This window comes from Isoptericola haloaureus, assembly GCF_036689775.1.
GTDB lineage: Bacteria > Actinomycetota > Actinomycetes > Actinomycetales > Cellulomonadaceae > Isoptericola > Isoptericola haloaureus.
This window is the reverse complement of record NZ_JBAGLP010000118.1, coordinates 767,752-785,704: the sequence shown is the minus strand read 5'-3', so window position 1 is coordinate 785,704 and position 17,953 is coordinate 767,752. Positions and strand designations below refer to the sequence as shown.

At 75.3% G+C, this 17,953-nt stretch carries 15 protein-coding genes and 1 pseudogene; 9 read left to right on the top strand and 7 right to left on the bottom strand.

Annotation, left to right across the window (positions count from 1 at the left end; genetic code table 11):
* Position 1: 1 nt before the first annotated feature.
* Positions 2–2,362 carry an RNA degradosome polyphosphate kinase gene (locus V5O49_RS13725; protein WP_332902692.1) on the bottom strand — a complete coding sequence of 787 codons (2,361 nt, stop codon included), beginning with the start codon at positions 2,360–2,362 and terminating at the stop codon, positions 2–4.
* A gap of 45 nt (positions 2,363–2,407) precedes the next feature.
* Complete coding sequence (gene mshD / locus V5O49_RS13720; RefSeq protein WP_332902691.1) at positions 2,408–3,346, bottom strand: mycothiol synthase; 939 nt, start codon at positions 3,344–3,346, stop codon at positions 2,408–2,410.
* A gap of 100 nt (positions 3,347–3,446) precedes the next feature.
* Here mshD and V5O49_RS13715 point away from each other — a divergent pair, with 100 nt between their 5' ends.
* Complete coding sequence (locus V5O49_RS13715; RefSeq protein ID WP_278236304.1) at positions 3,447–4,211, top strand: helix-turn-helix domain-containing protein; 765 nt, start codon at positions 3,447–3,449, stop codon at positions 4,209–4,211.
* A 145-nt stretch (positions 4,212–4,356) separates the two neighbouring features.
* On the opposite strand, the gene acs is transcribed toward V5O49_RS13715, so the two are convergent.
* Both acs and V5O49_RS13705 read right to left on the bottom strand, forming a co-directional pair.
* Positions 4,357–6,354, bottom strand: coding sequence for an acetate--CoA ligase (acs, locus tag V5O49_RS13710; RefSeq protein ID WP_332902690.1), 1,998 nt, complete (start codon positions 6,352–6,354; stop codon positions 4,357–4,359).
* A 461-nt stretch (positions 6,355–6,815) separates the two neighbouring features.
* Positions 6,816–7,649, bottom strand: a complete 834-nt coding sequence (locus tag V5O49_RS13705) for an HAD family hydrolase (RefSeq protein WP_332902689.1) — start codon at positions 7,647–7,649, stop codon at positions 6,816–6,818.
* A gap of 151 nt (positions 7,650–7,800) precedes the next feature.
* Here V5O49_RS13705 and V5O49_RS13700 point away from each other — a divergent pair, with 151 nt between their 5' ends.
* The 7 genes and pseudogenes from V5O49_RS13700 to V5O49_RS13670 form a co-directional block, all read left to right on the top strand.
* On the top strand, positions 7,801–8,616 hold the full coding sequence (locus tag V5O49_RS13700) for a CpaE-like family protein (protein ID WP_332902688.1): 816 nt from the start codon (positions 7,801–7,803) through the stop codon (positions 8,614–8,616).
* Positions 8,613–9,776, top strand: a complete 1,164-nt coding sequence (locus V5O49_RS13695) for a TadA family conjugal transfer-associated ATPase (protein ID WP_332902687.1) — start codon at positions 8,613–8,615, stop codon at positions 9,774–9,776. Before V5O49_RS13700 ends, V5O49_RS13695 begins: the two co-directional genes overlap by 4 nt.
* Complete coding sequence (locus V5O49_RS13690; protein WP_332902686.1) at positions 9,773–10,426, top strand: type II secretion system F family protein; 654 nt, start codon at positions 9,773–9,775, stop codon at positions 10,424–10,426. Before V5O49_RS13695 ends, V5O49_RS13690 begins: the two co-directional genes overlap by 4 nt.
* Positions 10,423–11,076 carry a type II secretion system F family protein gene (locus tag V5O49_RS13685; protein ID WP_332902685.1) on the top strand — a complete coding sequence of 218 codons (654 nt, stop codon included), beginning with the start codon at positions 10,423–10,425 and terminating at the stop codon, positions 11,074–11,076. The genes V5O49_RS13690 and V5O49_RS13685 overlap by 4 nt, the downstream gene beginning before the upstream one ends.
* Before the next feature lie 104 nt (positions 11,077–11,180).
* The gene (locus V5O49_RS13680; protein WP_332902684.1) at positions 11,181–11,399 is read left to right on the top strand and encodes a DUF4244 domain-containing protein; all 219 of its coding nucleotides are present in this window, start codon (positions 11,181–11,183) and stop codon (positions 11,397–11,399) included.
* Positions 11,396–11,746: a TadE family type IV pilus minor pilin gene (locus tag V5O49_RS13675; RefSeq protein ID WP_332902683.1), complete on the top strand. Its 351-nt coding sequence runs from the start codon at positions 11,396–11,398 to the stop codon at positions 11,744–11,746. The genes V5O49_RS13680 and V5O49_RS13675 overlap by 4 nt, the downstream gene beginning before the upstream one ends.
* Positions 11,743–12,084 (top strand): annotated as a pseudogene (locus V5O49_RS13670) (Rv3654c family TadE-like protein); the annotation flags it as partial. The gene V5O49_RS13675 and the pseudogene V5O49_RS13670, both read left to right, overlap by 4 nt.
* Before the next feature lie 15 nt (positions 12,085–12,099).
* Here V5O49_RS13670 and V5O49_RS13665 read toward each other — a convergent pair.
* The gene (locus V5O49_RS13665; RefSeq protein WP_405001183.1) at positions 12,100–12,969 is read right to left on the bottom strand and encodes an HpcH/HpaI aldolase/citrate lyase family protein; all 870 of its coding nucleotides are present in this window, start codon (positions 12,967–12,969) and stop codon (positions 12,100–12,102) included.
* 18 nt (positions 12,970–12,987) lie between these two features.
* Positions 12,988–15,534, bottom strand: coding sequence for a DEAD/DEAH box helicase (locus V5O49_RS13660; protein WP_332902682.1), 2,547 nt, complete (start codon positions 15,532–15,534; stop codon positions 12,988–12,990).
* Between the two features lie 146 nt (positions 15,535–15,680).
* On the opposite strand from V5O49_RS13660, the gene V5O49_RS13655 reads away from it, so the two are divergent.
* Complete coding sequence (locus tag V5O49_RS13655) at positions 15,681–16,484, top strand: transglycosylase family protein (protein ID WP_332902681.1); 804 nt, start codon at positions 15,681–15,683, stop codon at positions 16,482–16,484.
* Positions 16,485–16,532: 48 nt separating this feature from the next.
* Here the strand turns inward: V5O49_RS13655 and V5O49_RS13650 are convergent, their stop codons facing one another.
* Positions 16,533–17,840: a M18 family aminopeptidase gene (locus tag V5O49_RS13650; RefSeq protein ID WP_332902680.1), complete on the bottom strand. Its 1,308-nt coding sequence runs from the start codon at positions 17,838–17,840 to the stop codon at positions 16,533–16,535.
* Between the last annotated feature and the right edge of the window lie 113 nt (positions 17,841–17,953).

The following is a 17,953-nucleotide window of genomic DNA, read 5'->3' as shown; positions in this document are numbered from 1 at the left end:
CTCACCGCGAGCTCGGCGGACGACGGCGGTGCCGGTCGACGAGCACGGACTGCAGGTCCACCGTGGGCTGGCCGTCCTCGTCCGCGACCTGACGACGCCAGGTGCCGTCCGGCAGCAGGTGCCACGCGGCGGTGCCGGACGACATGGAGTCGTTCATGAGCTCCAGCAGCTCGAGGATCTGGCCCTGGTCCGACACCCGGATGAGGGCCTCGACGCGGCGGTCCAGGTTGCGGTGCATGAGGTCGGCCGAGCCGATGAAGACCTCCGGGCCGCTGTCCGGTCCCTCGCCGATCGCGGGGCCGGCCGAGTTCGCGAACGCGAAGATCCGCGAGTGCTCCAGGAAGCGACCGAGGATCGACCGGACGCGGATGTTCTCGCTCAGGCCGGGGACGCCGGGGCGCAGGGCGCAGATGCCCCGCACCACCAGGTCCACCTTCACCCCGGCCTGCGAGGCGCGGTACAGGGCGTCGATCGTGGCCTCGTCGACGGCGGAGTTCACCTTGATCTTGACCCAGGCCTCGTGTCCCGCCCGGGCCGCCTCGGCCTCGCGGTCGATCCGCTCGATCAGCCCGCTGCGCACCGTGCGCGGGGCCACGAGCAGACGGTGGAACTTCGAGTGCGGTGCGTAGCCCGAGAGCTGGTTGAACAGCCGGGTCAGGTCCTGGCCCACGTCGGAGTCGCAGGTGAGCACGCCGTGGTCGGTGTACAGCCGGGCCGTCTTGGGGTGGTAGTTGCCGGTGCCGACGTGGCAGTAGCGGCGCAGCCCGTCGGACTCCTGGCGGACCACCAGGGACAGCTTGCAGTGGGTCTTGAGGCCCACGATGCCGTAGACGACGTGGACGCCGGCCTCCTCGAGCTTGCGCGCCCAGGAGATGTTGGCCTGCTCGTCGAACCGGGCCTTGATCTCCACCAGGGCCAGCACCTGCTTGCCGGCCTCGGCGGCGTCGATGAGGGCGTCCACGATGGGGGAATCGCCCGAGGTGCGGTACAGCGTCTGCTTGATCGCCAGCACCTTCGGGTCGGCCGCGGCCTGCTCGAGGAAGGTCTGCACCGACGTCGAGAACGAGTCGTAGGGGTGGTGCAGCAGCACGTCCCGCTCACGGATCGCGGCGAACACGTTGCCGGGCATGGCCGACTCCACCTCGGCGAGCTGGCGGTGCGTGGTGGGGACGAACGGCGGGTAGTGCAGCTCCGCACGGTCGATGTCGGCCAGCACGTTCAGGCCGGTCAGGTCGAGCGGCCCGGGCAGCTCGTAGACCTCCTCCTCGACCACGCCGAGCTCGCGCACCAGCAGCTCGCGGATCCGCGGGGAGATCTCCTCGTGCAGCTCGAGGCGCACCGGCGGACCGAACCGGCGCCGCAGCAGCTCCTTCTCCATCGCCTGCAGGAGGTTCTCGGCGTCGTCCTCCTCGACCTCCACGTCCTCGTTGCGGGTGACCCGGAAGGTGTGGTGCTCCCGGATCTCCATCCCGGGGAACAGGTAGTCGAGGTGCTGGGCGATGACCTCCTCCAGCGGGACGAACGACTTCTGCGTGCCGCCCTTCTGGGTCGGCGTCGGCGCGCTCGGGCGGCCACGGTCGTCCACGGCGATGAACCGCGGCAGCAGCGGCGGCACCTTGACCCGCGCGAAGTGCTCCTTGCCGGTCAGCGGGTTCGCGACCACGACGGCGAGGTTCAGCGACAGCCCGGAGATGTAGGGGAACGGGTGCGCCGGGTCCACCGCGAGCGGGGTCAGCACCGGGAAGATGTGCTTGCGGAAGAACTTGTTGAGCCGGTGCTGCTCCTTCTCGAGCAGCTCGTCCCAGTGCACCAGCGTGATGCCCTCGTCGTGCAGCGCCGGCGCCACGTCGTCACGAAAGACGCGGGCGTGCCGGTCCATCAGCTCGTGGGCCCGCAGCCCGATGCCCTCGAGCACCTCGCGCGGGCTGAGGCCCGAGGCGGCCGTCACCGCGATGCCGGTGGCGATGCGGCGCTTGAGGCCGGCCACCCGGACCATGAAGAACTCGTCCAGGTTGGAGGCGAAGATCGCCAGGAACCGCACCCGCTCCAGCAGCGGCAGCGACTCGTCCTCGGCCAGCTCCAGCACCCGTTCGTTGAAGGCGAGCCAGCTGAGCTCGCGGTCCGCGAACCGGTCCTCGGGCAGCTCCTGCTGCGAGAGCGACTCCTCCACGACCTGGTCGCGGTCGGGCTCCTCGGCGATGTGCTCCGCGATGTGGGCGGCGAGCTCGGGATCCATCCGTCGGGGGCCTGCCTTCGCGGTCGTGCGGGTCTCGGACGAGGTCGTGGTGGCGGCAGCGACGAACCGGCCGCGGGCGTCCCGCGGACGCGCCGAGGACATGGTGGATCCTGTCATAGGCCCCATCGTGGCACTGATTGGTGAACGGTGGGTGACGGGCCGCGCTGCATGTCAGGGCCGGGCGTACTGCACGTCGACGGCGGCCCGGGTGAACCCGGCCCGCTCGTAGGTGCGCAGCGCGGGAGTGTTGTCCCCCTCGACGTACAGCACGGCCCGGGTGCAGCCCACCGCGGCGAGGTGGTGCAGGCCCGCCTGCGTCAGGAGCCGCCCCAGCCCGTGGCCCTGCGCCGCCGGGTCGATCCCGAGGGCGTAGATCTCGCCGTCGGCCTGCCCCGCGGGCTGATCGGTGGGCACCTTCGTCCACACGAACCCGGCCAGATCCCCGTCCGGGCGGTCCAGCAGACGGAAGCCCTCGGCGTCGAACCACGGCTCGGCCGTGCGGGCGTGCAGGTCGTCCAGCCCCAGTCGTCCCTGCTCGGGGTGGTCGGCGAACGCGAGCGCGTTGAGCGAGACCCAGGCGCCGTCGTCCTCCCCGGCCCGGAAGGGGCGCAGCGTGTAGCCGTCGGGCACCTCGGGAGCGTCGCCCGTCCCGTCGAGGGGCCGGGCCAGGAACAACAGCTCGCGCACGACGTCGTACCCGCGGGCCTCGGCGAAGGCGCGGGCGGCCGGGACGTCGCCGTGCGCCCACACCTGCAGCGGCTTGCCGCGCTGGTCCGGGGTGCCGGAGCGCTCCGGGAGCCGTGCGTCGCGCTCGGCGGTCCGCAGCAGCAGGGTGCCCACCCCGCCGCGGCGGTGCTCGGGGTGGACGACCAGCTCCGCGCTGGCCACGTCACCGCCCCGGTCGACCTGCAGGTAGCCGACGGTGCCGCCGGACCGCGCGTGCACGACGGCGTGGGTCAGGTCGGGGCCGTCGTCACCCAGGCGCAGCAGCGGCTGCTCGGACAGCGGGGCGACGCCGTCGTGGGCGGCGGCCTGCGCGGCCAGGGCGCGCACGGCGTCCTGCTCGGACGGGGACAGGGGGCCGATCTCGATCGGGACGGGGAGTCGCACCCGTCCATTGTGGACCGACGGCGGTGTCCGGGGGAGCCCGGCTGCTGCGCCGACCGGTGGTGCCGACCGGTGGTGCCGACCGGTGGTAGCGTCCGGCGCCATGGCGATCGGCGCACCCGTGGAGCTGTGGCCGGAGGCGCGCCGGCTCGTGGAGGCGTTGTCCCCCGAGCTCGTCGACCTGCTCGACGAGATGACCGGCACCATGTTCTGCGCGAAGGACGTCACCGGCCGCTACGTCCTGGTCGACCGGACCTTCGTGGACCGGGCGAACCGGCGTTCGCCGCGCGACGTCGTCGGGCGCACCCCGGCCGAGCTGTTCGCACCCGAGCTCGCCGCGCGGTACGAGGAGCAGGACGACCGGGTGCTGCGCGAGGTCTGGCCGCTGCGCAACGAGCTGGAGCTCATCCGCCGGCCCGGCGGGGTACCGGGGTGGTACCTGACGACGAAGCTGCCGGTGCAGCGCGACGGCGTCGTGCTCGGGCTCGTGTCGACCTCGCGCGACCTGGGCACCCGCGACGTGCACGACCAGGTGATCGGGTCGATGGCGCGCGTCGTGGAGGTGGTCGAGGAGCGCCTCGGGGTGGGGGTGACCCAGGCCGAGCTCGCGCAGGTCGCCGGATGCACGCCCGGGGCGCTGGAGCGGCGGATGCGCCGCGTGTTCGGGCTGACGCCGAAGCAGTTCGTGCTGCGGGCGCGGGTCGACCACGCCACCACGCTGCTCACCCGGACCGACCTGGCCCTCGCGGACGTCGCGGTGCGCGCCGGCTTCTACGACCAGCCGTCGTTCACCCGGACGTTCGTGCGGCTGACGGGGGAGACGCCGTCGGTGTACCGCCGCACGAGCCGGGCGCTCGCCGCGGAGTAGACGCGGAGCACGCAGGGGCACCGGGCGCCCGCCTTGCCACCCGCCCGGTCCCGCGAGATCGACCCACCCGTACCGAGATCGACTCATGGTGGGTCGATCTCGGTACGGATGGGTCGATCTCGGCGTGGGGCGTGCTCGCTCCGGGTCAGTCCTCCGAGGGCTTGGCGAGGCCGGCCTGGATGAGGTTCATGACCGACGAGTCCGCCAGCGTCGTGGCGTCGCCGACCTCGCGGTTCTCGGCGACGTCGCGCAGCAGACGCCGCATGATCTTGCCGGACCGCGTCTTGGGCAGCTCGGGCACGACGAGGATCTTGCGCGGCTTGGCGATCGGTCCGATCTCCTTGGCGACGTGGTCGCGCAGGGTCTTCTCGATGCGGGCCGAGCCCTCGTCCGTCGACGCCTCGTCCGCGTGCTCGCCGCGCAGGATGACGAACGCGACCACGGCCTGCCCGGAGAGCTCGTCGGACGCCCCGACCACGGCGGCCTCGGCGACCAGGTCGTTGGAGACCAGGGCCGACTCGATCTCGGTGGTGGACAGCCGGTGGCCCGAGACGTTCATGACGTCGTCGACACGGCCGAGCAGCCAGATGTCGCCGTCCTCGTCCTTCTTGGCGCCGTCACCCGCGAAGTACAGGCCGGGGAACCGCGACCAGTAGGTGTCCTTGAAGCGTTGCAGGTCGCCCCAGATGCCGCGCAGCATCGAGGGCCACGGCTCCGACAGCACGAGGTAGCCGCCCCCGCCGTCGGGCACGGGCCGGGCCTCGTCGTCGACGACGTCGGCGCTGATGCCGGGCAGCGGCACCTGCGCCGAGCCGGGCTTGGCCGCGGTCACGCCGGGCAGCGGGCTGATCATGATGGCGCCGGTCTCGGTCTGCCACCAGGTGTCGACGATCGGGGCGGTGTCGCCGCCGATGACGCGGCGGTACCACATCCATGCCTCGGGGTTGATCGGCTCGCCGACCGAGCCGAGCAGGCGCAGGGAGGACAGGTCGAACTCCGCGGGGATCTCCTCGCCCCACTTCATGCAGGCGCGGATCGCCGTCGGGGCCGTGTAGAACAGCGACACCTTGTACTTCTCGACGATCTCCCACCAGCGACCCTTGTGCGGGGTGTCCGGCGTGCCCTCGTAGAGCACCTGGGTGGCACCGTTGAGCATCGGCCCGTAGACGATGTAGGTGTGCCCGGTGACCCAGCCGATGTCGGCCGAGCACCAGTAGACGTCGCTCTCGGCCTTGAGGTCGAAGACGTTCCGGTGCGTGTAGGCGGCCTGGGTGAGGTAGCCGCCGGTGGTGTGCAGGATGCCCTTGGGCTTCCCGGTGGTGCCGGAGGTGTACAGGATGAAGAGCGGGTGCTCGGCCTCGACCCACACCGGCTCGTGGTACGTGTCGGCGGCCTCGACGGCGTCGTGCCACCAGACGTCGCGGCCCTCGGTCCACTCGACGTCCTGCTCGGTCCGGCGCACGACGAGCACGTGCTGGACGCTCTCGGCGCCCTCGCCGGTCAGCGCCTCGTCGACGGCGGGCTTGAGCGAGCTCGGCGCACCGCGCCGGTACCCGCCGTCGGCGGTGATGACGACCTTGGCCTCGGCGTCGGCGATGCGGCTGCGCAGCGCGTCGGCGCTGAACCCGCCGAAGACGACGGAGTGCGCGGCGCCGATCCGGGCGCAGGCGAGCATCGCCACGACGGACTCGACCAGCATCGGCATGTAGATGACGACCCGGTCGCCGGACTCGACCCCGAGGGCCGCGAGCGCGTTCGCGGCCCGGGAGACCTCGCGCTGCAGGTCGGCGTAGGTGACGGTGCGGGTGTCGCCGGGCTCGCCCTCGAAGTGGATCGCGACCCGGTCGCCGTTCCCGGCCTCGACGTGCCGGTCGACCGCGTTGTACGCGGCGTTGAGGGTGCCGTCGGCGAACCATCGGGCCACCGGCGCGCCGGACCAGTCGAGGGTCTCGGTGAACGGCGTCCTCCAGGAGACGAGCTCGCGGGCCTGCCGGGCCCAGAACTCGAGGCGGTCGGCCGCGGCGTCCTCGTAGAGGGAGGGCTGGGCGTTGGCCTGGACGGCGAACTCCGGACTCGGCGGGAAGGTGCGGGTCTCGTGGAGCAGGTTCTCCAGGCTCGGGCTGCTGGACTGGGTGTCGGTCACTGGGTTCCTCCGCGTCGTCGCGTTCCGTCCGTCAGGCGTGCCTCTCCGGGCCGCACACCGGCGAGTCTAGACCCGGAAGGTGAGCGGGATCACGCCGGAGCAGCATATAGTGAGGAAACCTCATTAATTGTCGTCCGGGCGCCGTCCCGCGAGCGGTCGACCCGGTGCGCCGAGCGGTCGGATCGCCCCGCGGACGGTTTCCGGCCGGTCCGGGACAGCCGGCCCCGCAGGGCACCGGGACGGGCCGGCAGGGCCCCGACGACGGGAACGGCGTCCGCCCCGTGGGACGAACGCCGCTCTCGCCGGACGAGCCACGGGTAACAGGCGCCTGCTCCTCGATCGTCGTACCGGGTCCAGCCCGCTCGACGAGTCCTCGACGTGGACTTCCAGAGCGTGGGTCCCGCGGTCCGTCCTGGTGTCTCCATGGAACGCCCGGACGGGTGCCACCGCAAGTGGCGCCGTCAGGTCGTCGCGCGGCCGTCGCGGCGGCGACGCCACCACCAGGCCAGACCCGCGGCACCCAGCAGCCCGACCACCGCGAGGACCGGGCCGAGGCGCACCCGCGGTCGCAGCGCGACGGGCCGGGTGAAGGTCAGCATCCCCCACCCGTTCTCCGCGGCGAGACGGCGCAGGACCCGGTCGGGGTTGACCGCGTGCCCGTGGCCGACGGCCGACAGCATCGGCGCGTCGGTGATCGAGTCGGAGTAGGCGTAGCAGCGCTCCAGGTCGTAGCCGCGCTTGGCCGCCAGGTCACGGATCGCCGTCGCCTTGTTCTCCCCGTAGGCATAGAAGTCGATCTCCCCGGTGAAGCGGCCGTCCGCGACGGCGAGCCGCGTGGCGATGACGTGGTCCGCACCGAGCATCGCCGCGATCGGCTCGACCAGCTCCGTGCCCGACGCCGAGACCACCACGACGTCGTGCCCGGCCTCGTGGTGCTCGGCCATCAGCTCGACGGCCTCGGCGTACACGTACGGGTCGATGTGCTCGTGCACGGTCTCGGCCACGATCTGCGTCACCTTGGCCACCTCCCACCCGGTCGCGAGCTCGGACAGGTGCTGGCGCATCCGCTCGGTCTGGTCGGCGTCGGCGCTGCCGACCAGGAACAGGAAGTGCGCGTACGCGCTGCGCAGCACGTCCCCGCGCGTCAGCAGGCCGCCGGCGAGGAACGACGTGGAGAAGGCCGCGGTGGAGCTGGTGGCGATGATCGTCTTGTCCAGATCGAAGAACGCCGCGACCCGTCGACCGGCCGACGCCCTGCCCCCGTGCTGCCGTGGATCCAGCGGCGAGGTGCTCATGGGGGCGAGCCTAGCGCCGTCGGCCACCGGGTCGGCAGGACGGCGACGCGCCCGCGGCGGGTCACCCCCGGCTCGCCGTCGTCCCCAGAGCGACCCCGCACCCCGGGTCCTGCGCGCCGGGGTGCCGTGCCCGCCCGGCAGGGTGGCCGCCATGGAGACAGCCACCGCCCCCGTCGCCGCCGGCGAGCCGTCGGGCCACGTTCCCGGACGGACGTCGGCCGGACCGCCGTCGCACGGGCGGCTGATCGGCGTCGTCGGAGCCTGCGGGGGCGCCGGGACCAGCGTGCTCGCCGCCGCGATGGCCCGCACCCTGCGTCGCCGGGTCGGGGCGACCGCCCTCGTCGACCTCGACGTCCCCGGCCCCGGACTGGACGTGCTCCTGGGCGTCGACGCCGCGCCGGGCGCCCGCTGGGCCGATCTCGCCGATGCCCGCGGCACCGTCGACGGCGGCTCACTCGTCGCGGCGCTGCCACGCTGGGGAGCCGTCCCCGTGCTCTCCGGCGCGCACCGTGACCCCGCGGCCCCGGCCGACGCGGTCGTGCTGGACACGACCACGGCGCTGCTGCGCACCGGGCACCGCGTGGTCCTCGACCTGCCGCGTCCCGTGGGCCGCACAGCGGCCGCCCTGTCGCTGGCCGGTGCGGCCGACGTCGTCGTGCTCGTGACCCCGCTGCGCACCGCCGGTGCGGCCGGGGCCCTGGCGACGGCACGCCAGCTCGCCGACGCCGGGACCGCGCGCGTGGTGCCCGTCGCGTGCCGACCCGCCCCCGGACGGGTCGACGAGCGCGAGCTCGGCCGGCTCCTCGGGCTCGCCGTCGCCGCCACCGTCGGGTGGGACCCCCGGCTGGCCGCACAGGTCGAACGCGGCCACGGACCGCGCACCGGGCGCCGCACGCCGCTGGGCCGCGCGGCGGACCGCCTCGTCGAGCTCCTGCCGCAGCCGTCGGACCACCAGGGTGCGGCATGACGACGCTCGACGGCCGCCTCCTGCACGACGTCCGCGCCCACCTCGGCGACGCCGACCGCACGGCGCCACCCGGCGAGGCCGACGTCGCCGCCGCGCTGCGCTCCACCGGACGCGTCCTCGGGTCCGACGCGCTGACCGACCTCGCCCGCGCGGCCCGTGCCGAGCTCGTCGGCGCCGGACCGCTGCAGCCGCTGCTCGACGGCCCGGGTGTCACCGACGTCCTCGTCAACGGACCCGAGGAGGTCTGGGTCGACCGCGGCGACGGACTCGAACGGGCCGACCTGGCGTTCCCCTCGCCCGACGCCGTCCGCGAGCTGGCGGTCCGGATGGCCGCCGTCGCGGGCCAGCGGCTCGACGACGCCAGCCCCGTCGTCGACGCCCGACTGCCCGACGGCACCCGGCTGCACGCCGCGGTCGCCCCCGTGGCACCGGCCGGCGCGGCCATCGCCCTGCGCGTGCTGCGGCAGGCCACGTTCGACCTCGAGACCCTGGCCGCGCACGGCACCGTCCCGGACCCCTGGCTGCCCGTGCTGCACGGCCTCGTCCGGCGCCGGGCCAACCTGCTCGTCACCGGTGGCACCGGGACGGGCAAGACGACGCTGCTCGCTGCGTTGCTCGGGCTGGTCCCGCACGACGAACGCCTGCTCACCGTCGAGGAGGCGCGCGAGCTCGCCCCCGTCCACCCCCACGTGCTGGCGCTCGCGGCACGCCGGCCCAACGTCGAGGGGGTCGGCGAGATCACCCTCGCCGACCTCGTGCGCGGTGCCCTGCGCATGCGGCCGGACCGGATCGTGCTCGGCGAGTGCCGCGGGGCCGAGGTGCGCGAGCTGCTCCTGGCCCTGAACACCGGGCACGACGGCGGCATGGCCACCGTGCACGCCAACGCCGCCGAGCACGTGCCCGCACGGCTCGAGGCGCTCGCCGCGCTGGCCGGCATGACGCGCGCCGCGGTCGCCGCGCAGTCCGCCGCCGCGCTCGACGTGGTGCTGCACCTGCGGCGGCACCGCGGCCGGCGCCACCTCGCCCAGATCGCCACCGTGGGCCGTACCGAGCACGGTGACCTGCAGGTGGCGCCCGTGGCGTCCTGGCACGGTCCCGGCGCCGAGACCCCCGGGACCGGCACCGGGTGGGGCGCGCTGCGGGAGCGGTGGGCGTCGTGACCGGGCTTCTCGCGGGACTGTGCGTGACGTGCGCGGTGTGGTGCGTCGCGGCTCCCGGTGGTCGCCGTGCCACCGACCTCCTCGGCCCGTCGCGCCGCGCGGGCGGACGACGGTGGTGGCCGCGCCGGGTCGGGACGGACTCCCGGGCGCCGGACCGCGTCCGCGTGGCGCTGGCCCGGGTGGTCGCGCTCCTGCGGGCCGGCGCCTCGCCGACCACGGCCTGGACTCGCGGACTGGGCGTCCCCACGGGCGCCGACGGGGTGCCGGACGCGGGACGTCTCGCCGAGGTGCTCACCGAGCCGCGCCGGACGGCCGCCGTGCTGGCCGGCGCCCGGCTGTCCCGGGACGTCGGGGCGCCGCTCGGGCAGGTGCTGGAGGCGGTGGCGGACGCCCTGGTGGCCGAGGACGAGGCCGCGGACGAGCGTGACGCCGCCCTGGCGGGCCCGCAGACCACGGCACGGGTCCTGGCCTGGCTGCCCGTGCTGGGGGTGCTGCTCGGCGCGGTGCTCGGCGCCGACCCGGTCGGCACCGCCACCGACGGCGGGTTCGGGACCGCCGCCGTCGTCGCCGGGACGGTGTCGCTGGCCGTCGGCCGGTGGTGGACCGCGCGCCTGGTGGGCGAGGCCCGGCGGGCCGGGGCGGAACCGTGATCGCGGTGGTGGTCGGGGCGCTCGTGCTCGCCGGGCTGGCGCCCTGGTGGTGGACGGCCGCCGCCGCGCGCCGTCGCCGACGGCAGGTCGTCGCCCGGACGGCCGCGGTGCCCACCCGGCCGTCGGAGGTGCAGCACGACGACCGGTCGCCCGAGCGCGACGTCGGGCCCCGGCCGGGCCCGGTCGACGTCGCCGTGCTGCTCGAGCTGGTGGCCACGGCCGTGCGTGCCGGGGTCGGGGTGCCCCGTGCGCTGCAGGTGGTGGGCGCCGCCGTCGGAGGTGCCGACGGCCGGACCCTGCGCACCGTCGCGGTGGCCCTGCGCCTCGGCGGCGACTGGCAGGGCGCCTGGGACACCGCGCACGCGACCGCGCGGGCCGCGCCGGCGGCGGGTGGCGGGCGTCCCCGCTCCCTCGACCCGCTCCGTGACGCCCTGCGCGGTGCCTGGACCGACGGCGTCGCGCCGGGGGACGCGCTGCGGGCGGCCGCGGGCGAGCTGCGGCAGCGGCGACGGGCCGCGGCGCGCTCCGCGGCAGGCCGTCTGGCGGTGCGTCTCGTGCTGCCCCTGGGCCTGTGCTTCCTGCCCGCCTTCGTCCTGCTCGGGCTGGTGCCCGTGCTGTTCTCGCTCGGTGCGGACCTCGTGTCCGGCTGAGCGCCGCACCCGTCGTGGACGGGTGCCCGGTCCCGGCCGTCCGGCCGGGGCCCCGTGACGGGCGACCGGACCGACCCGGTCGCCCACGACCCGGAGGAGAACCCATGACCGTCGACACCACCCCGCACGACCCGTCGGAGACCCCGGAGACCCGAGAGAATCGGGCGCCCGACCTCGACCCGGAGGCCGGGCTGGCCACCGCCGAGTACGCCATCGCCACCATCGCGGCGGCCGGCTTCGCGGGGCTGCTGATCCTGGTGCTGCAGAGCGAGACCGTGCGCGGGATGCTCGAGTCGATCATCAGCTCGGCCCTGACCGTATGAGGTCGCGCGACCGGTCCGAGCGCGGCGCGGTGACGGCCGAGCTGGCGGTCGGTCTTCCCGTCGTCGTGCTGCTGCTGGTCGCGGTGCTCACGCTCGTGGCCGCGTCCGCCGCACAGCTGCGTGCGGCGGACGCGGCCCGGGCGGGCGCCCGCATGGTCGCGGTCGGGGAGGACGAGACGCGGGTCCGGGCGGCCGTGTCCCGCGTCGGCGGCCCCGACGCCGCGGCGACCGTCGTGCCCGAGGGCGACTGGGTGCGAGTGGTCGTCACCTGCCCGGTCGGCGCAGGCGTCCTCGCCGGGCTCCCGCTGGAGGCCACGGGCCAGGCGCTGGCCTGGGTCGAGCCGTGAGCACCCGGCACGACGGCGAACGGGGCGCGGGCACGGTCCTCGTCCTGGGACTCGTCGCCGTCGTGCTGGTCTGCCTCAGCGGACTGGCCGCGCTGGCCGCGGCGCAGCAGGCCCGGACCGGCGCGCAGGCTGCCGCCGACCTCGGGGCGCTCGCGGGAGCCGCCGCCCGACGGTGGGGCCACGACGCCTGCGCCGTGGCCGACCGGACCGTCGAGCAGCACGGTGCGCGGCTCGTCGGGTGTGCGCTCGGTGCCGGCGGAGCCGTCGAGGTCGTGGTGCGGCGGGACGTCGACGCGCTCGGAGCGCGGGACCTGCTCGGGCCCGCCGAGGCACGGGCCCGCGCCGGCCCGGCGTCAGCTCGGGTCGATGCCGAACAGTCGCGAGCGCTCGGCGATGAGGCGGGCGCGGGCGAGACGCGGCTTGTCCGAGCCGTCGCGGATCACGGACCCCGCGCCCTCGAACTCCGTGAGGAAGTCCAGGGCCCAGGCCACGTCCGCCGGGGCGGGCGAGAGGGTCTCGTTGATGACCGCGGGCTGCTCGAGGTCCAGGCAGATGCGTCCCGTCATGCCCATCGCGACGGCGTCGCCGGACTGCTCGCGCAGCAGCGGGTGGCTGGATCCCACCGTCGGGCCGTCGATCGGCCCGGGCAGCTCACCGATCCGCGACGCCGTCACGAGGCGGGAGCGCGGGTAGGCCATCGCGAGCGGCTCGTTCGCGGCGCCGGTGTCTCGGCGGTAGTCCCCGGAGCCGAAGGCGAGCCGGAAGGCCCCGGGGGCGCGCGCGATCCCGACGGCGTCCTCGATCCCGAGCGCCGACTCCACCAGCGGGATTACCGGCACGTCGCCGCCGAGGCGCTGCACGGTGTCGACGACCTGGTCGGGGCTCTCGCACTTGGCGAGCATGACGCCGCGCAGCCCGTCGGCGTCGCGGAAGGCGCTCATGTCGTCCGCCCACGAGTCCGCGCCCCGCTCGTTGACCCGCACCCACGCGCGGCCGCCGGTGCGGAACCAGTCCAGGACGCGGTCGCGCGCCTCGTCCTTGCGCGAGTCGTCCACCGCGTCCTCGCAGTCCAGCACGAGCTGGTCGGCCCGCGAGAGCTCGGCGGCGTCGAAGTCGTCGGACCGCAGCGCGGACAGCAGCAGCCACGAGCGGGAGTTGCTCGGGTCGACACGGGTGGTCTCGCGCCTCTCGCGGCGCGCGGTGAGATCGTCCTCGTCAGTCACGCCTCGATCGTAGGGGTGTCACGACGACGGCGCGTGGGAGAGCACGGCGTCGAGGAGCCGCACGGCGGCCGCCTTGTCGAGCGGGGAGTTCTCGTTGCCGCACTTGGGGGACTGCACGCAGGCCGGGCAACCGTCGGCGCACGGGCAGGCGTCGACGGCGTCGCGCACGGCACGCAGCCACCGCGCCCCGAGCTCGTAGCCCCGTTCGGCGAAGCCGGCGCCGCCCGGGTAGGCGTCGTAGACGAACACGGTGGCCTCCCCGGTGTCGGGGTGCTGCGCGGTGGAGACCCCGCCGAGGTCCCAGCGGTCGCACGTGGCCAGCAGGGGCAGCAGGCCGATCGCCGCGTGCTCGGCCGCGTGCAGGGCGCCCGGTGCGACGTCGTCGTCCACCCCCGCCGCCCGGAGCACGAAGTCCGGCACCGACCACCACACGGCGGTGGTCCCGAGCGTGCGCTGCGGCAGGTCGAGGGCCTCGGTGTCCAGGACCTGCATGTCCGGGACGCGGCGGCGCTGGAAGCTGACGACCTGGCTGGTGACCTCGACGGGCCCGAGGCCCCAGGCCACCGGGCCCCACTCGCGGCGTCGTGCCGGCGGCGCGCCCTCCGGTGCCGGGTGCTCGGCGTCGCCGGGCTCGGCGATGCTGATCTCCATCAGCTCGCGCGACCAGGTCGCGTGGTCGACGTCCCGCCGCACCACGAGCGCGACGTGGTCGGCCAGGTCGAGGTGGTCCACCACGAACGTGACGCCCTGGTGGGTGTAGACGGCGCCGTCGTGCACCTGTCCGTCGGCCGAGCCGGCGTCGACCGTGCCGAGCAGCCGTCCCGTGGCGGCCTCCACGACCCGGACCGGACGGCCACCGCTGCCGCGCAGGTCGGCCAGGTCGGCGGCGGGCTGGGCGTGCGTCCAGTACCAGCCCGACGGCCGCCGGCGCAGCGCGCCGCGGGCCACCAGCACGTCGAGGATCTCGCGGACCTGGCCGGGGTCGCCGAACCGGGCCAGCCCGTCCGCGCGCAGGGGCAGCTCCTGCGCGGCGGCGCACAGCTGCGGGGCGAGCACGTAGGGGTTGGCGGGGTCGAACACGCAGGCCTCCAGCGGGGCGTCGAACACCGCCTCGGGGTGCGTGACGAGGTAGGTGTCCAGCGGGTCCTCCCGCGCCACGAACGCCACCAGCCCGTCGGCGCCGGCGCGCCCGGCCCGGCCGGCCTGCTGCCACAGCGACATGCGGGTGCCGGGCCAGCCGGCCACCAGGACCGCGTCCAGCCCGGAGATGTCCACGCCGAGCTCCAGCGCGTTCGTCGTCGCGAGACCGAGCAGGGCGCCGGAGCGCAGCGCCTCCTCCAGCTCGCGGCGCTCCTCGGGCAGGTAGCCCCCGCGGTAGGCGGCGACCCGGCCGGCCAGGTCCGGCGAGACCGGTCGCAGGTGGTCGCGGGTCTGCTGCGCCACGGACTCGGCGCCGCGCCGGGAGCGGGTGAAGGCCAGCGTCCGGGCCCCGTGGGCGGCGAGGTCCGCCAGCAGGTCGGCGACCTCGGCGGTGGCGGAGCGCCGCGGGTGGTCGGCCTCCCCCGTGCTGGTCAGCACGGTGTCGGTCTCGTGCGCCTGCGGGTCCAGGGGGTCGGGCAGCGCCCAGGCGTCCGCCCCGGGGTCCAGGTCCGACGCGCCGGCCCGCTCGACGCCGAATCCGGCGATCTCGGGCGGCCGCCACAGGGCGACGGTGCGACGCCCCGCGGGCGAGGAGTCCGCGGTGACGGCGGTGACCTCCTCGGGCGGGACGCCGATGAGGCGGGCGGCGCTGACGGCCGGGTCCGCCGTCGTCGCGCTCGCCACGACGACCGTCGGCGCCCGGCCGCCCAGGTGCTCCACCAAGCGGGCCAGCCGCCGCAGCACCAGCGCGACGTGCGCGCCGAAGACCCCGCGGTAGGTGTGTCCCTCGTCCACCACGACGTAGCGCAGCCCGCGCAGCAGCCGGGTCCACCGGCGGTGCTGGGGCAGCAGGGCGAAGTGCAGGAAGTCGGGGTTGGTCAGCACGACGTCGGCGTGGTCGACGACCCAGCGTCGCTCCTCGCGCGGGGTGTCGCCGTCGCAGGTGGCGGTGCGCACGTCCCGGATCCCGGCGGCGTCGAGCAGGCCGGTCAGACCGGTCAGCTGGTCCGCGGCGAGTGCCTTGGTGGGGGACAGGTAGAGCACGGTCGCGCCGCGGGTCCGGGCCTCGATCCGGCCGGCGTCCGCCGCCGTGGTGTGCCGCGCGGCGCGCACGGCGGTCAGGGCGGGCAGCCAGAACGCGAGGGACTTGCCCGACCCGGTCGACGTGGCCAGCGCCACGTGCTGACCGCGCCACGTCGCCTCGGCCGCGGTCACCTGGTGGGTCCAGGGCCGCTCGACGCCCTGGGCGCGGCAGCCGGCGACCAGGGCGGGATCGGCCCATCCGGGCCAGTCGGCGTGCTCACCGTCGCGGGCCGGGAGCGTGCGCAGGTGCGTCAGGCGGTCGGACCGGGCCCCGTGCGCGGTCAGCACGTCCACCAGGGGGTGGTTGTCCCCGGGCGGGGCGGCGGGTTCGCGGGACGGCACGTCGACAGTGTGGCACCCGGGGTGCGGGCGGTCTGTCCGGCGGCGTCCGGTTCGCCGGACGTCGAGTGCGGGGCGACGGCGAGGGTTGTGTGAAGGATCGCCCCCGGGTGTCGTTATCAGATCGTGATCATCGTTTCCTGGACGGCATGACCTCACCTCTCCGGCGGCTCGGTGCGACCGTGGCCGCGGCGACCGCCGTCGCCCTCGTCCCCGTCGCCGGGCTCCCGGCGACGGCCGCACCGGCCGCCGCGGCGCCGTCGACCGTCGCCGCCGCGGGCACCGCCGCCGTCGGCCCCCTGCCGGCCGCCACCACGAGCACCGTCCGCTGGGTCAAGGCCGACCGCGCCCGCACGACGGCGAAGCGCAGCCCGAGCAGCCGGACGATCGCCCGTCCCGACGACGGCACACGGCTCGTCGTGCTCGACCGGGCCCCGAAGCGGCTGAAGGTCCGGCTCCCCGACGGCAGGGTCGGCTGGCTCGGCAAGAAGCGGGTCACGACCGTCCCGCTGCGGGACATCACCGGGGTGCGCTACACCGCCAAGCGGCTGCGCGTGACGAAGCAGATCCGTGCGACGTCCCGGACGATCGGCTACGCCGACCTCGGGACCAAGGTCGTCAAGCGCGCCCGCACGACGCAGCGCGACGTGGACCGCACCAAGGTGCGGCTCCCCGGCGGACGGACCGGCTGGGTGCGCGAGGGGCGGTTCACCCGGCGCGACGTGTGGGGCGAGCTCGCGCAGTGCGAGTCCGGCGGCCGGGTGCGCATCAACACCGGCAACGGGTACTACGGGATGTACCAGTTCACGGCCAGCACGTGGCGTGCCGTCGGAGGCTCCGGGCTGCCGCACTACCACGGTGCGAGGGAGCAGACGAAGCGGGCGCAGATCCTCCAGCGGCGCGCCGGCTGGGGCCAGTGGCCGCACTGCACGAGCAAGCTCGGGCTGCGCTGAGCCGCCCGCACGGGCGTCCGTCCCACGACGGCCGTCCCGCGACGGCGGTCAGCGCACCAGCACCGCGCCCATCGCCCGCGCCAGGTACCAGGGGTCGACGACGGCGGTGAGCTCGCGGGCGGAGTGCATCGACAGGATCGGCACACCGACGTCCACGACCCGGATCCCCAGCCGTGTCGCCGTGATCGGGCCGATGGTCGAGCCGCACGGGATGGTGTTGTTGGAGACGAACTCCTGGCTGGGCACCCCGGCCGCCGCGCAGGCGGACTGCCACAGCGCGGCCCCGTGGGCGTCGGTCGTGTACCGCTGGTTGGCGTTGATCTTGAGGATCGGCCCGCCGCCCGCGACCGGGTGGTTCGACGGGTCGTGGCGCTCGGGGTAGTTCGGGTGCACGGCGTGGCCGACGTCGGAGGACACGCACCACGAGGCGGCCAGCGCCCGCAGGCGGTCCTCGCCACCCGCGCCCAGGGCGCGGGAGACGCGGCCCAGCACGTCGGCGAGGAACGGGCCGGCCGCGCCGGAACGGGACTCCGACCCGATCTCCTCGTGGTCGAAGGCTGCGACCACGGCGACGCCCGTGAGGTCCTCCGGGTCCGCCCCGAGCAGTGCGGTGAGCGCGGCGTGCGTCGAGAGCAGGTTGTCCAGGCGGCCCGAGGCCCACAGGTCGCCGCGGGCGCCGAACGCGCGCGGCTCCTGGGAGTCGGTGGCCACGACGTCGTAGCCGAGGACGTCGGCCGGGTCGACCGCCCCGCCGTCGACCCGGGCGGCGAGCTCGCCGAGCACGTCGTGCTCGCTGACCTCGCCGAGCCCGAGCACGGGCTGGGTGTGACGCTGCTTGTCGAGCGCGAGGCCGTCGTTGACGCTGCGGTCCAGGTGGATCGCGAGCTGCGGGATGCGGGCGAACGGACCGGTGCGCACCAGGTGCTCGGCGCCGTCGCGGGTCACGACGCGGCCGGCCAGCTCGAGCTCGCGGTCCAGCCAGGAGTTGAGCAGCGGCCCGCCGTACACCTCGACGCCGGCCTGCACCCACCCGCTGCGGCCCGTCGTCGGGCGCGGCTTGAGCTTGAAGCCCGGGGAGTCGGTGTGGGTGCCGAGGATGCTGAACGGCGTGGTCGGGCCGGCCGACGGCGGGACCGTGAACGCGATCGCCGACCCGTCGCGCACGACGACGTAGCGCCCGCCGGGGCCCACCTCCCAGGCGTCCGTCTCGGTCAGCCGGGTGAACCCGGCGTCCTCGGCGCGGCGGGCCAGCTCGGCGGCGGCGTGGTACGAGGACGGGGACGCGGTCACGAACCGGCCGAGGTCTTCGGCATGCTCGCGGGCGGCGTCGGGCACGGAGGTGTCGTTCGGAGCCATGGCCACATCCTGCCACCGGCCGGTTCGTGACAGCCGTCACACATGAGTAGACTCGCGCGCATCCCGTCGTCAACGGCGACGGCGGGTCTCTCACGGTTTGCCCGCCCGGTCAC